Source organism: Streptomyces sp. NPDC007856 (assembly GCF_042868225.1).
Taxonomy (GTDB): domain Bacteria; phylum Actinomycetota; class Actinomycetes; order Streptomycetales; family Streptomycetaceae; genus Streptomyces.
Map to the genome: position 1 here is coordinate 173,557 of NZ_JBIAEC010000013.1, position 13,041 is coordinate 186,597.

Genomic DNA, 13,041 nt, shown 5'->3' on the forward strand with positions numbered 1-13,041 from the left:
TCCCCGCGTGAAAGGCCCCCCCCCGCTCATGGCCAAGTCCCCTTCCACGGCCGCTGTCACGGCGACGGACACGGGCTCCAAGGCGGCCGGCACCAACCGTTCGCGGCGACTTCGGCGATACGCCCCGGCTGTCGCCCTCACCGCGCTGGCCCTCATGGTGTCCCTCCCGGGCCGCGTCGACGCAAGCGTCCTTCAGCTGCTGCCGCAGAACGCCGACGGCCTGGAGCAGACCTTCTCGCCGCCTACGACTACGACGGCGACGGCTGCTATGCCACGGCCGCCATCGGCGCCGACGGCACGATCAACCCCGGTCTGAACCTCGGCGGCGACGTCAACGGCCACTGCCACGACTACGCCCAGCTCGCCAACACCAACACCTACTCACGCGAGAGGCCAGCTATCAGGTGGCCGCGCGCTCCTCGGTTCGCTTCGACGGCACCTACCCGAAGATCGTGTACCACGACGGGACCCTCAACGGATATTCCGTTGAGGGTCCCGCCGGCGGATCATAGGGTCACTGGCATGTCTCTGCGCCTTCATATGCGTCAAGCCCTGCGAGAAGCGATGCGTGACCGCGACAAGGTCGCGGTGAGCGCCTTGCGTTCGACGCTTGCAGCGGTGGACAACGCCGAGGCGGTGCCGGTGGGCTCGGCCGAGCTGCGCGGCTTGGCCATCGAGCTGGCGCCGGTCGGTGTCGGCGCCACCGAGGCTGCGCGGCGTGAGCTGACCGAACAGCACGTCACCGACATCGTGCGAGCTGAAGCCGACGAACGGCTCACGCTCGCAGCGCAGTTCACGGCACCGGGGCAGGCCGCCCGGGCAGCGCAGCTCCGCGCGGAGGCCGCCGTTCTGCTGCGACTCCTCGACTGATCCCGTTCAGGCCGTCGCCGCAGGTTCCGCCCGGAGCGGGGCGAGTGCCTGCGCCCAGGTCAGCAGCTCGTCGACCAGGGCGTGCACCTCGGGCACGTGCAGTTCCTGCGGACGGAAGTCGGTGAGGTTCACGAAGTCCTCGCGCAGCGACAGCGCCACCTGCGGTCCGATGTCCGCCATGCGCAGCACGCCCGCCTGGGCGCGCAGCTTCTGCACCGCCATGACCGCGCCGCAGATGCCGTACCCCACGTAGGCGACCGGCTTGCCGCCCCACTCGGCGTAGAGGTAGTCGATGGCATTGGTCAGGCTGGCCGGAGGGGCCGCGTTGTATTCGGGGGTGACGACGATGAAGGCGTCGTACGAGCCGATCCGCTCGGCCCAGCGCCTGGTGTGGGGTCGTTCGCCCGGCGCCATGAGGGCCGGGACCGCTTCGTCGAGCAGCGGAAGCGCGTGCTCCTTCAGGTCCACGAGGTCGAAGTCCGCCGCGTCGCCCGCGTGTTCGGCCGCGAGGTCCCGTACCCATTCGGCCACCCGGTCGCCCTTCCGGCCGGGGCGGGTGCTGCCGATGATGATGCCGGTCCTGATCACGTCCGATTCTCCTGTTCTGTTTCCCGCTCGAATTCCCTTACGGGTGTGGTGGCCAGGTCTGTCGGTTCCGGGCCGGCCATGTGCCGGCGGGCCTGCTGGGCTTCGCGCAGCAGGGCCCAGGCATCCGCGACGGGGCCCATGTGGCCGAGCTTGTCGGGGTTGCTGACCGTGCGGATCGCCTGAATGCGCCCGTCGAGGATGTCGAGGGTCCAGATGTTGACGACTTTGCCGTCGCGGTCACGGAAGACCGCGCCCGGCTGGCCGTTGACCTGGCGTGGCTCGACGACGCCGCCGATGCCGAGGAACGGCCAGAGGAGCTGGTCGAGCATCTGGCACATCTGGTCGATGCCGTGGATTCCCCCGGCCCACCGCGGTGCCTTGCCGCCGCTGTCCGCGACCATCTGCACGTCGGCGGCGAGGAGTTGCCGCATCCCGTCGACATCGCCGTCCTTCAAGGCGTCGAAGAACCGTTCCGCGAGTTCCTCGCGTTCCTTCCGGTCCGCCTCGAAGCGGGGCCGGCCGGCGTCCATGTGGCGGCGGGCGCGTACGGCGAGCTGGCGGCAGGCCGCCTCGGAGCGTCCCACGGCTGCGGCGATGTCGGGGAAGCCGAACGCGAACACCTCCCGCAGGACGAACACGGCCCGTTCGAGCGGGCTGAGCCGTTCCAGCAGGAGCAGGGACGCCATGGACAGCGAGTCGGCCAGTTCCGCCGCGTGCTCGGGGTCCTGGTAGGGGTCGGTGAGCAGCGGCTCGGGGAACCACGGTCCGATGTACTGCTCGCGCCGCACGCGGGCCGAGCGCAGTACGTCGATCGAGAGGCGGGTGACTGTGGCGGAGAGAAACGCCCTGGTCGACGTCGGCCGGGTCGGGGAGAGGTCGTAGCGCAGCCAGGTCTCCTGGACCGCGTCCTCGGCCTCGGCCACACTGCCCAGGATGCGGTAGGCGATGGAGAACAGCAGCGGCCGGAGCTCCTCGAACTCCTCGACCCTGCTCACGCCAGCCCCTCCTTGAAGCCCTGGCGCCACGAGGGATGGCGCAGTTGCCAGCCGAGCTCGCGCTTGGCCTTGGCGTTGGAGAAGCCACGGCCCTCGGTCATCATCGTCACCACGACCTCCCCGGCCAGCAGCCGGGCCAGCCACTTCGGCACCCGCATCGGAGGCTTGGCACCCGCGCACGCCGCCAGATACGGCAGCCATTCGCTCTCCGGGGCGGGTTCGTCGTCGACGATGTTGAAGGCGCCCCTCGCCTGCCGCTCCACGGCGAGGACGGTGGCGCTCGCCGCGTCGTCGAGGTGCACCCACGAGGCGTACCCGGTGCCGTCCCCGACCAGTGGGAACTGCCGCTTGCGGACGAGTTCGAGCTGGTCGTCGGTGACGCCCGGCCCGTAGAACCCGCCGTAGCGCAGGACGGCGCCGCCGACTTTGCCGACCGCGTCCTCGACATGCCGCAGGGCGGCCATCGCCGGGTACGCGGGCGTCCCCTCGTGCAGGTCCAGCGGGTCCTCCTCGCTCTTCACCCATCCCCCCTCGCGGATTCCGTTCCAGTTGGCATAGCCCTGCGCGACGAAGTGCGGTACGCCGGTCGCCTCGGCCGCCGCCAGCAGGTGGTCGGTTCCCTCGGTGCGCAGCCTGATGGTGGGCGCGGCCCACCGGTCGAAGTGCTTCAGATCCGGTTTGCCGGCGTGTGCGAGGCCGATCCCGGTCATCTGGTGCACGATCACGTCCGGCCGGGCGGCCGCCACCGCCTCCCCGACGGACACCGCGTCCAGTCCGTCCATGACGACGGCTTTCGCGCCCAGTCTCTCGGCCTGTCCGAGCTTGGCCGCGCTCGTCGTCGTGGCCGTCACCTGGTGGCCCCGGGCCACGAGCTGCGGTACCAGCCGTCGCCCGAGCACGCCGGTTCCGCCCGCCACGAACACCCGCATGACCATCACCTTCCTGATCCCAAGTCGTTCTCCGGGATCTGAGACGAGACAGCCCAGCCGTCTGTGACACGGGTGAGCGGGTCTCGCGAACCGAAGGCCGGCAACGGGCGTTCGCCGAAGGGCGGGCCGGCCGTCCGGTCACTTCAGGATGTTGACCGCGCGGGCGACCACGAGGACCACGGTGACCAGGGACACCGAGGACTGCAGCATCATGAGCATCTTCGACCAGCGGGAGAGCGGCATGACGTCGGTCGGGCTGAAGGCGGTGGCGTTGGTGAAGGAGAGGTAGAGGTAGTCCAGGAACGCCGGTTCCCAGTCCGGCGGGGCCAGCTCCGGGCTCTGCATCTGTACGAAGAGGAAGTCGGGGAACTGGTGCTGTCCCCGGACCCGGGCCATGGGGCCGCCCCGGTCCCACTCCCAGTACCACAGGGCGAACACCATCACGTTCGTCACCCAGATGACACCACCGGTCAGCAGGAGCGGGACCGCGCTGTCTCCGCCTTTGCCGCGCACCAGATCCCCCACGAGAAGGACCGCCGCCCAGCCGTTCGCCAGGCTGATGACGCCGGTCAGGGCCAGGCCCAGGTACCGCAGCAGGCGGGTACGGGGTTCCACGCGCCGGGGGTTGCCCGCGATCAGCCCGGCCAGCAGCACCAACTCCAGTGCGGGCAGAGCCCAGACCGTGCGCAGGAGGATGAGCCGGTGCGGCACGATCAGCTGCAGGGCCACGGCCGCCAGGATCACCACCGTCACCGTCCAGCGCGGCTCGCCGCGGGTCGCCCGGCGCCAGGCGGGGACCAGTTCGCGTTCGCCGCTCTCCAGCAGCCGTTCGATCCTGGCCAGTCGGCTCCGGGCGTCAGCCATGTCGTCGTTCATGACGAGGATTGTCCCGGCCGGGTGTGCGGCGGCCGGAGCCGGGACTCCGGTGCGTCGGGCGGGTCCGCGTCGGCCTGACCCCGGAGCCTGCCGATGTGGACCCGCCGGCGTCCCGCGGAGGCCTCAGGCGAGCCGCTCGTCCCGTGCCGCTCCGGCCACGCCGGGCCGGTGCGGGTCCACGGGCAGCAGGGTGCGGCCGTGTGCGTCGTTGATGCGTTCCCTGGAGAAGCATCCCTGGGTGATGGAGCCCGAGAGCACGACCGCCCGGCACTGGGCCATGACCCTGTGCCGCACCGTCGGCTTCGAACCCGACGTACGGTTCGAGACCACCGACCTCCTGCTCCACGTCCGCCTCGTCGAGCAGGGGCACGCCGCCGCTTTCCTCCCGGCGCTCGTCTGGGACGGCCGGGCGCCGACCGTGCCTCTGCGGCAGCTCCCCCGCGGCCTGCGCGGCCGCCGCATCTCCACCGTCGTACGGCGCGGGAGCAGCCGGCACCCCGCGATCCTCGCCTGCCGCGACGCCCTCGGGCGCGCGGCCGCCCGGCGCGCCCCCCGGTCGTAGAGCCGGCGCCGTTCAGGGCTCGCGGTGCTCGTGGGCCGCCTGCTCCAGCGCCTGCGCCTCGGCCTCGGCGACGCGTGTCTCGGCGGCCACGTCGATCGAGCGGGTCAGCCACCAGTACAGGACCGCGGCGACCGGAAGGCCGATGAACAGCGAGATGTCGGCTCCGCCCAGCGCCTTGGCGGCGGGACCCACGTACAGGGTGCCGACGGAGAAGAAGGGGATCATGGCGGCGAAGCCGACCAGGTAGGAGATGATGCCGTGCCATCCCCAACGGCCGTAGATGCCGTGCGGGTTGAAGATCTCGGCGATGGCGTAGTGCCCGCGGCGCACGACGTAGTAGTCCATGAGGTTCACCGCGGTCCAGGGGATGAAGAGGTAGAGCACCAGCAGCAGGAAGTTGTTGAAGTTCTCCAGGAAGTTGGAGGTCGCGGCCAGCGCGCCGACCAGGGAGAGCGCCGCGGTGAGTCCGATGGTCAGCAGGCGTACGCCCAGTGTCGGCCGCACCCGCTTGAACGAGTCGATGCCGCTGATGAGGGTGAGCGAACCGCCGTACATGTTCAGCGCGGTGACGGACACCAGGCCCAGGGCGGCGAAGAGCAGCACGATCGCGCCGAAGCCGTCGAACACCTTGTCGCCGGCGGCGTTGATGGACTTGATGGTCTCGAAGTCCTTGCCGGCCCAGGCCGCGAGCAGCGTGCCGAGGACCATCAGCCAGATGCCGCCGAGCGCGGAGCCGAAGTACGTCCAGTAGAAGGTCTTGCGGACCGTCACGTCCGGCGGGAGATAGCGCGAGTAGTCGGAGACGTAGATGGCCCAGCTGATCTGGTAGCCGGCGACCACGCCGAACTGGGCGAGGAACGGCGTCCACTTGAAGGCGCCCAGATCGAACGAGCCCGCCGGATAGTGCAGGGTGACGAGCACGCCGACGGTGAAGATCCCGAAGACGACCAGGAAGGTGTACGTCAGGATCCGCTCGGCCTTGTGGATGATGTCGTAGCCCACCAGCGCGATGACCAGCGCTACCACGGTGACGACGACCACCCACAGTTTGACGCTGCCGTGCACGGTGGTGTGCAGGGAGTCGGCGGCGAGGATGCTGTTGAAGACGTTGAAGCCCGCGTACTGCACATAGGCGAAGAGCCACACCAGGAGGGCGCCGACGTAACCGAACTGGGGGCGCGACTGGATCATCTGCGGCAGGCCCAACTGGGGTCCCTGTGCCGAGTGGAAGGCCATGAAGAAGGTGCCGATGACGGTGCCGGCGACGATGGCCAGCAGGGACCAGATCAGGTTGCCGCCCTCGGTGATGCTGATGAGTCCCACGGCCAGGGTCGCGATCTGGGCGTTGGACATGAACCACAGGGGGCCCAGATGCCAGAGCTTGCCGTGCCGCTCGTCCAGGGGGACGTAGTCGATGGACCGGACCTCAAGGCCGGACACCCTCGACTCGACTGATGTGCTCATGACGCCTCCTGGCGGCCGATGTGCCTCTGGCACATATTGTGATCCACCGTGGCCCCGGTGACGAGTGGTGAGACACAGGCAGTCGGGAGCCCGAGCGGCACCGAGTCGGCCGTGGCCCGGCGTTCCGTGACGCTGTAGTCAGCGCGGTGACAGTGGGCGCCTACCGGTCACGTTCGGTGCCTCGCCGCCACTCCGTGGCACATGTCAGGTCCGATGCAGGGCGTCCGAGAGGCGGACGAAGCGGTGGCCGGTGGCCAGCAGGTGCGGGACGGCGCTCGCGATGCCCCGCGCGGTGCCGCCCTCGGGGTGGTTCATGTGGCACAGGACGATGGAACCGGCCCGAGCCGAGGCGACGGTGGCGTGGACCTGCTCGGCGGTGAAGGTGGCACCGCCGTCACCGTTGACGGAGAAGCTCACGAAGCGCTCCCCCAGGTCTGTGACGATGCAGGCCGCGACATCGTCGCAGTACGCGGTGCCGGAGCGGAAGAAGCGCGGCGGGGCGTCCAGCAGGCGGGTCAGCTTGGCCCGGTTGCCGGCGATCTCGTCGTACACCTCGCCCGCGTCACGGGTACCGGGAATGCCGTACGCGGAGCGGCCGGTGACGGACAGCGGGCGGTGCCGGGTGCCGTGGTTGGCGATCTCGAACAGCGGATCGGTGGCCAGTCGGTGGAACGCGGCCGGGTTGGCGTCGATCCAGCGGGAATTGATGAACAGCGTCGCCGGAATGTGCCGTGCCCGGAGGAAATCGACGAGCGCCCGGTCATAGCCGCTGCCGCCCGGGCCGCCGCAGGCGTCGAAGGTCAGCGCGATGTCGCGGGCCGGGTGCGGCAGGGAGTGCACCGCACCCGGGGCGTCGAAGCCCCAGGTGTGCGGCACGCTGCGCCCGTAGCGGGCCACGATCTGCGCGCGGGTGACGAGAGGCCGGGCGGCGGAGGCCGCGGCCGAGGGGACGACAGTGGGCGGCCGTGGAGTCGTCGCGCCCGCGCCTGTCCCCGGCGAACCGGAGGAGGCCGCCGCGGGGGCGCCGCCACCGTTGTTCGGGCCCGCGCAACCGGCGAGCAGTCCTCCCGCCATGGCGGCCAGCACCGCACGGCGACCAGCCGTCATCCGTTCCCCCACACCTGATCGCAGGCCGTCACCCTGACAGCCGTCCACGACGGCAACCGTATGCAGCGGACCACCCGCGGCCGTGAAGACGGGGGTAAGAGGTCTTCCAGAATCGGCGGCGGGCGAGTCGGGGCACGGTGGCGCTACCGGCCGTCCCTGCCTCCCGGCCGTCCCTTGGCCGGGTGCCGCCGTGCGTACGACCAGGTGACCGCCGTCATCAGAACCGGTACGGCGAGGAGCGGGCCGTAGGCGAGGGCCCACACGGTGCGGGGCGCGCCGCTCGCGAGCTCCGTGCGGCTGTCCACGGTGAAGGCGACCACCACCTGCGACAACGCCACCAGGATCGTCACAGCCGAGGCCGTCCAGGCCAGACCGGCCAGTGCACGAGGGTGTCGCGGTCGCCGGTCGCGGACGAGGAGCAAGGGGAAGAGAGCGGCCAGCTCGGTCAGGACGGACAGGCCGACGACGTAGGGGACTCCCCAGCCCGGTATGGCGTAGAAATCGCGCAACACCTTGTCGCTGTAGCCCACGTAGATGCCCGATGCCATGGCCAGACGCCACAGACCCGAGGGTGCCGCGCACCAGGCGATGGCGTGAGCGGCGCGGCGCGCCCGGAGGGGGGCGGGTGAGAGGGGACGAAGAGGGGGGTGCACTGTCGCTCTGGTCATGCCGAACATACTGGTCGGCGCGTGCCGCCGACGCCTCCTCCGCCGAGCCCGCCCCTCTCCGCCGCGCGGGGGAAGGCACCCCGCCGGAGGGGGACTTGAGCGGGAGCGCAGGCGGCGTCGCCGAGTCTGTTCCTGCGGTGCATCTGATCGGCATGGAGGAACTCGGCGCGTTGGTCGCCGTCCTGCACCGGGAACGCGGGACCGCGCGGAGCGAAGCCCCTGTCGCCGGACCTGACCGGACCACTGCAGCACGTCGAACCGAACGGGCCCGGTCCTGCGCGGGGCAGGACCGGGCCCATGTCTTCTCTTCCCGGCGCGGCCGGTCAGCCCTGGCGCGCCTTGAAGCGGGGGCTCTTCTTGTTCACGACGAAGACCACCCCGCGGCGGCGCACCAGTTGGGCGCCGGGCTTGGACTTCAGTGAGCGCAGGGACTTGCGCACCTTCATGGCTTGGTTCTCCTCCTGCTCAGGAGCACACGGCGGTCAGCCGCGGGACGTGGCCGCACGGCCGTAGCGGCGCTGGAAGCGTTCGATGCGGCCGGCGGTGTCCACGGCCCGCGCGGTGCCGGTGTAGAAGGGGTGGCTGGCCGACGAGATCTCCACGTCGATCAGCGGGTAGGTGTTGCCGTCTTCCCAGACGACGGTCTTCGACGCGGTGGCGGTCGAACGGGTCAGGAAGAGGGTGTCGGCGGCCCGGTCGCGGAAGACGACGAGCCGGGACTCGGGATGGATGCCTGTCCTCATGGGTGTGCCTCCTTGTGGCCGTCGGCCCGAGGGGGCCGCGGCGTGCTTCAGCGTTCCTCGCGGAAGGTGACGTGCCGGCCGGCGACCGGGTCGTACTTGCGCAGGACGAGCCGGTCGGGGTCGCTCAGACGGTTCTTGCGCGTCACATAGGTGACGCCGGTGCCTGCCGTCGACTTCAGCCTGACGACGGGACGCACGGTGCTGCGTGCCATGAGAATCTCCCTTCACCCACACCCCGGAATTGATCCGAGCATGTCAGCAATGGGTGCAACAGTGCCGCGTGCTCCGATAGTCCCGGTGGTGTCGTGCCGCCGCCGGACGAGCGGGCGGGTTCGGACACGGTCGTGCAAACCACGCGGGGGTCGCCGGCATTCCCGGGCGCCGTCTCCGGCGGACCGCCTGTCGCGCTTGGGAGCAGACGGCCCCGTGGGGACAGGTCAGACGTCCCGCTTCCTGACGACCAGCACGGCGACGACGACCGCGATCAGGGGCCACAGCACGTACACCGTCCAGGAGCCGGGGACCGTGGCGCTGAACATGCGGGAGCCGGGATCCGGTTCCCAGTCCTGGACCAGGCGCTGCCAGGCGGCGACGACCATGGTGTGGTTGACGTCGGCGGACCACCGCTTGCTCTGCGAGAAGACGGTCGGCAGCATCAGCAGCGTGAAGGCGCATGTCGCCATGGTCGCGGCGGTGTGCCGGATCAGTACGCCCAGCCCGAGCCCGACCAGTGCGCAGACGGGGGCCAGCAGCGCGGATGCCACGAGCGCCCGCGGCACACCGGGGTGTGTGATCGAAACCCCCGCGTGCCGGCAGTTCAGGATGGCCTGGGAGACGAGGAAGCTACCGGTGGAGACGGCCGTACCGACGGCGGTCCACAGTGCGGCGGTGACGGTCGCCTTGGCCAGTATCACCGAGCCGCGGGCGGGGACGGCCACGGTGGTGGTGCGGATCAGGCCGCTGCTGTACTCGCTCACGATCGTGATGGCCCCGACGCTGCCGGCGACGAGCATCAGCGTCATGTAGCCGGGCTGCGGATAGGCGTCGAACGGCAGGAAGCCGGCGGGGCGGCGCACGGTCGTACCGGCGGCAGCCAGGTTGCGGTAGTCCGCGAGTGCCGCCACGGCGGCGGAGCCGATCACGAACAGGCCGGCGAGTGCGATCGTCCACCAAGTCGAGCGCAGGGACCGCGTTTTGATCCACTCGGCGGCGACCAGGTCACCGAAACGGACGGGCGCGGGGATGGTGCGTGTGGTCATCGGGGCCGTCCTGCCAGGTATTCGACGCTGTCGGCGGTGAGTTCCATGAACGCCTCCTCCAGTGAGGCCGTGCGCGTGGTCAGCTCGTTCAGCGGGATCCGGTGTTCCAGGGCGAGCGCTCCGATCCGGTCCGCCGGCAACCCGGTCACGGCGAGTCTCCCGGCGCCGGCTGGACCCTGCGGACCCTGCGGCTCGACCGATGCGCCCGCGGCGGTCAGTACCGCCGCCAGCCTCGTGGCGTCAGGGCCGGCCACCACGACGCTGCGGCGAGTGCTGCGGGCCGCGAAGTCCTCCACCGACTCGGCGGCGATCAGCCGGCCCCGGCCGATGACGACGAGCTGGTCGGCGGTGTTCTCCATCTCCGACATCAGATGACTGGAGAGGAAGACGGTACGTCCCTCGGCGGCCAGTCTGCGGAAGAGGCGCCGGACCCAGAGAACGCCTTCCGGGTCCATGCCGTTGATCGGCTCGTCGAACATCAGCACCGGTGGATCGCCGAGCAGGGCGGTGGCGATGCCGAGCCGTTGCTTCATGCCGAGCGAGAAGGCGCCGATGCGCCGCCTCGCGACCTCGGCCAGCCCGACCTCCTGCAGCACCTCCGTGACCCGCCGCGGCGGGATGCCGTTGCTGCGGGCCAGTGCGGACAGATGGGCCACCGCGTTGCGTCCGCCGTGCACATGGCCGGCGTCCAGGAGCGCGCCGACGTGCCGCAGGCCGCGCGGGTGGCTGCGGAAGTCGGCCTTGCCGACCGTGGCGGAGCCGCCCGTGGGCCTGTCGAGGCCGAGGATCATCCTCAGGGTGGTGGTCTTGCCGGCTCCGTTGGGACCGAGGAAGCCGGTGACCTGTCCCGGCCGCACGGCGAAGGTGAGGCGTTCGACAGCCGTCTTGTCGCCGTAGCGCTTGGTGAGTTCGTTGACTTCGATCACGGCGACAACGGTGCCGGGTGACGCCCGGTGCGGGCATGAAGCCGTGGGTGGCAAACACGCACGGCGGATTGGCCCACGGGTGTACGTCCCGGGGCCGATGCCGCGGCCTCGGGCGGCTGGTTAGTCTCGCGGCATGACCACCACCGACCCCCCGGCTGCCACCGCGTCCTTCGCAGCGCCACGGGACCGCCGGAACCGCGCACGTGCGGGGACGAGCGCGACGCTCACGGCCTGGGCGGGTGGCGTTGCGTACGTCCTCCTGCTGCTGGTCCTGGTAGGGGGCGCGCCCCGGGACTCGGGCCCCCTTGTCGCCGTCGGGTCGCTGCCGGCGGTGGCCCTGCTCGTCGGGGTGCTGCGCCGGGCGCCGCTGACGGCCCTGCTGCTGACGCTTCTCGGTGCCACCGCCGTGGTGGTCGTCCCTCAGCGCTCCACCCGGGTGAGCATGACCCTGTTCTATCAGGGCCAGTTCCTGTCGTATCTGGCGGCGGACCTCGTCCTGGGGTACATCGTCGCCACCTGCAGGCGCCGGGTCTCCATCGTCGCCGTGTCTCTGGCTTTCGTCGTCCAGTTCATGGCGATCGGCCTCTTCGCACACGGCCCGGTGGTGATCGTCGACGGTGTGATCGGCCTGCTGACGATGGCGGCGTCCTGCATGCTCGGGCTGTTGAGCCGCGAGCGCCGTGAGCACGCGGTGGCGCTGCGCGCGCAGGAGGTGGCCGAGGCGGTCACCGCCGAACGGCTGCGGATAGCGAGGGAGTTGCACGACATGATCGCGCACTCCGTCGGCATCATCGCCATCCAGGCGGGGGTGGGCAGCCGGGTCATCCACACCCAACCCGATGCGGCCCGCGACGCCCTGCGGGCCATCGAGAGCACCAGCAGACAGACCTTGTCGGGCCTGCGGCGCACCCTGGTGGCACTCCGTCAGGCCGAGCCGGACACCGCGCCGGCAGGGCAGGCTCCGCTCGCTCCCTCGCCCGGTCTCGCGGACGTCGAACGGCTGGCGGCGGTGACGGCGGAGGCCGGGGTACGTGTCGAGGTGCGCGTCAGCGGGGAGTGGCGGCCGCTGCCGCCCGACGTCGATCTGTCGGCCTACCGTATCGTGCAGGAGGCGCTGACCAACGTGATCCGTCATGCGGGCACCGGGCACTGCACGGTCGCCATCGGCTACGGGAACGAGGAGCTGTCCGTGGAGGTCGTCGACGACGGGCGTGGTGTCCCCGGGGACGGCACGGGCCACGGCTTCGGCATCGTCGGCATGCGGGAGCGGGTCGCCCTGCTGCACGGCCGGTTCAGCGCGGGCCCGCGTCTTGAGGGTGGCTTCCGGGTGTTGGCCCGGCTGCCGCTGCCCGAACCTGCCGGCGTCTCGGCGGACACCCGATGAGCATCCGGATCGTCCTCGCCGACGACCAGCAGCTGGTGCGGTCCGGTCTACGGGTCCTCATGGCCGACCACCCCGATCTGGAGGTCGTCGGCGAGGCCGCAACCGGTGAGGAGGCCGTCCAGCGGGTCCGGGAGACCGGCCCCGACGTGGTGGTCATGGACATCCGGATGCCCGGCATGGACGGCATCGAGGCCACGCGCCGGATCACGGCCGGCGACGCGTCGGCCCGCGTGCTGATCCTCACCACGTTCGACGAGGACGACCATGTCTACGGCGCGCTCCGGGCCGGGGCCAGTGGCTTCGCCGTCAAGGACATGGCCCTGGACGACATCCTCGGCGCGATCCGCGTGGTCGCCGCCGGTGACGCGCTGATCGCGCCGAGTGTGACACGCCGTCTGATCGCGGACTTCGTCGAACACCGGGCGGCCGCACCGCGGCACCCCGCCCGACTGCCCGAGGGCATCACCGAGCGCGAACGGGAAGTGCTGACCCTGGTCGGACGCGGGCGGTCCAACACCGAGATCGCGCAGGACCTCTTCATCACGGTGGCCACCGCCAAGTCACATGTCTCCCGGCTGCTCAGCAAACTCGACGCCCGGGACCGGGTGCAGCTCGTGATCACCGCGTATGAGGCGGGGCTGGTCACGCCGTGGAGCTGAGCGCCGTACGG

General features: G+C 70.8%; 17 protein-coding genes and 1 pseudogene. 5 read left to right on the top strand and 13 right to left on the bottom strand.

Going from position 1 to position 13,041, the window contains the following annotated elements:
• Nucleotides 1–154 precede the first annotated feature (154 nt).
• Both ACFYOH_RS29205 and ACFYOH_RS29210 read left to right on the top strand, forming a co-directional pair.
• A pseudogene (locus ACFYOH_RS29205) lies at nt 155–461 on the top strand (NPP1 family protein); the annotation flags it as partial.
• Nucleotides 462–564: 103 nt separating this feature from the next.
• A complete protein-coding gene (locus ACFYOH_RS29210) occupies nt 565–870 on the top strand; it encodes a hypothetical protein (protein ID WP_388631716.1) in 306 nt (101 codons plus the stop codon).
• A 6-nt stretch (nt 871–876) separates the two neighbouring features.
• On the opposite strand, the gene ACFYOH_RS29215 is transcribed toward ACFYOH_RS29210, so the two are convergent.
• The 5 genes from ACFYOH_RS29215 to ACFYOH_RS29235 all read right to left on the bottom strand — a co-directional run bounded on the left by ACFYOH_RS29215 (nt 877) and on the right by ACFYOH_RS29235 (nt 4,516).
• Complete coding sequence (locus tag ACFYOH_RS29215) at nt 877–1,458, bottom strand: NADPH-dependent FMN reductase (protein ID WP_388631415.1); 582 nt, start codon at nt 1,456–1,458, stop codon at nt 877–879.
• Complete coding sequence (locus ACFYOH_RS29220) at nt 1,455–2,453, bottom strand: RNA polymerase sigma-70 factor (protein ID WP_388631417.1); 999 nt, start codon at nt 2,451–2,453, stop codon at nt 1,455–1,457. The genes ACFYOH_RS29215 and ACFYOH_RS29220 overlap by 4 nt, the downstream gene beginning before the upstream one ends.
• Nucleotides 2,450–3,388, bottom strand: a complete 939-nt coding sequence (locus tag ACFYOH_RS29225) for an NAD-dependent epimerase/dehydratase family protein (RefSeq protein ID WP_388631419.1) — start codon at nt 3,386–3,388, stop codon at nt 2,450–2,452. The genes ACFYOH_RS29220 and ACFYOH_RS29225 overlap by 4 nt, the downstream gene beginning before the upstream one ends.
• Before the next feature lie 132 nt (nt 3,389–3,520).
• A complete protein-coding gene (locus tag ACFYOH_RS29230) occupies nt 3,521–4,258 on the bottom strand; it encodes a hypothetical protein (protein WP_388631422.1) in 738 nt (245 codons plus the stop codon).
• A 123-nt stretch (nt 4,259–4,381) separates the two neighbouring features.
• A complete protein-coding gene (locus ACFYOH_RS29235) occupies nt 4,382–4,516 on the bottom strand; it encodes a hypothetical protein (RefSeq protein ID WP_388631425.1) in 135 nt (44 codons plus the stop codon).
• On the opposite strand from ACFYOH_RS29235, the gene ACFYOH_RS29240 reads away from it, so the two are divergent.
• Entirely contained in the window at nt 4,500–4,820 is a 321-nt protein-coding gene (locus ACFYOH_RS29240) for a LysR substrate-binding domain-containing protein (RefSeq protein WP_388631428.1), read from the top strand. The genes ACFYOH_RS29235 and ACFYOH_RS29240 overlap by 17 nt on opposite strands.
• Nucleotides 4,821–4,832: 12 nt before the next feature.
• Here ACFYOH_RS29240 and ACFYOH_RS29245 read toward each other — a convergent pair whose 3' ends face one another.
• The 8 genes from ACFYOH_RS29245 to ACFYOH_RS29280 all read right to left on the bottom strand — a co-directional run bounded on the left by ACFYOH_RS29245 (nt 4,833) and on the right by ACFYOH_RS29280 (nt 10,987).
• A complete protein-coding gene (locus tag ACFYOH_RS29245) occupies nt 4,833–6,284 on the bottom strand; it encodes a purine-cytosine permease family protein (protein ID WP_388631431.1) in 1,452 nt (483 codons plus the stop codon).
• Between the two features lie 204 nt (nt 6,285–6,488).
• Nucleotides 6,489–7,391, bottom strand: a complete 903-nt coding sequence (locus tag ACFYOH_RS29250) for a polysaccharide deacetylase family protein (RefSeq protein ID WP_388631434.1) — start codon at nt 7,389–7,391, stop codon at nt 6,489–6,491.
• A gap of 143 nt (nt 7,392–7,534) precedes the next feature.
• The gene (locus ACFYOH_RS29255; protein ID WP_388631437.1) at nt 7,535–7,939 is read right to left on the bottom strand and encodes a hypothetical protein; all 405 of its coding nucleotides are present in this window, start codon (nt 7,937–7,939) and stop codon (nt 7,535–7,537) included.
• Between the two features lie 443 nt (nt 7,940–8,382).
• On the bottom strand, nt 8,383–8,505 hold the full coding sequence (ykgO, locus tag ACFYOH_RS29260; RefSeq protein ID WP_388631440.1) for a type B 50S ribosomal protein L36: 123 nt from the start codon (nt 8,503–8,505) through the stop codon (nt 8,383–8,385).
• Between the two features lie 36 nt (nt 8,506–8,541).
• Nucleotides 8,542–8,802, bottom strand: a complete 261-nt coding sequence (locus ACFYOH_RS29265; protein WP_388631442.1) for a type B 50S ribosomal protein L31 — start codon at nt 8,800–8,802, stop codon at nt 8,542–8,544.
• 47 nt (nt 8,803–8,849) lie between these two features.
• Nucleotides 8,850–9,014 carry a 50S ribosomal protein L33 gene (gene rpmG / locus ACFYOH_RS29270; RefSeq protein ID WP_153537563.1) on the bottom strand — a complete coding sequence of 55 codons (165 nt, stop codon included), beginning with the start codon at nt 9,012–9,014 and terminating at the stop codon, nt 8,850–8,852.
• A gap of 225 nt (nt 9,015–9,239) precedes the next feature.
• Nucleotides 9,240–10,061, bottom strand: a complete 822-nt coding sequence (locus ACFYOH_RS29275; RefSeq protein WP_388631445.1) for an ABC transporter permease — start codon at nt 10,059–10,061, stop codon at nt 9,240–9,242.
• Nucleotides 10,058–10,987 carry an ABC transporter ATP-binding protein gene (locus ACFYOH_RS29280; RefSeq protein WP_388631448.1) on the bottom strand — a complete coding sequence of 310 codons (930 nt, stop codon included), beginning with the start codon at nt 10,985–10,987 and terminating at the stop codon, nt 10,058–10,060. The genes ACFYOH_RS29275 and ACFYOH_RS29280 overlap by 4 nt, the downstream gene beginning before the upstream one ends.
• 133 nt (nt 10,988–11,120) lie before the next feature.
• Here ACFYOH_RS29280 and ACFYOH_RS29285 point away from each other — a divergent pair, with 133 nt between their 5' ends.
• Together ACFYOH_RS29285 and ACFYOH_RS29290 are read left to right on the top strand one after the other, a co-directional pair.
• A complete protein-coding gene (locus ACFYOH_RS29285; protein ID WP_388631451.1) occupies nt 11,121–12,371 on the top strand; it encodes a sensor histidine kinase in 1,251 nt (416 codons plus the stop codon).
• A complete protein-coding gene (locus ACFYOH_RS29290) occupies nt 12,368–13,030 on the top strand; it encodes a response regulator (protein WP_388631453.1) in 663 nt (220 codons plus the stop codon). Before ACFYOH_RS29285 ends, ACFYOH_RS29290 begins: the two co-directional genes overlap by 4 nt.
• Nucleotides 13,031–13,041 lie beyond the last annotated feature (11 nt).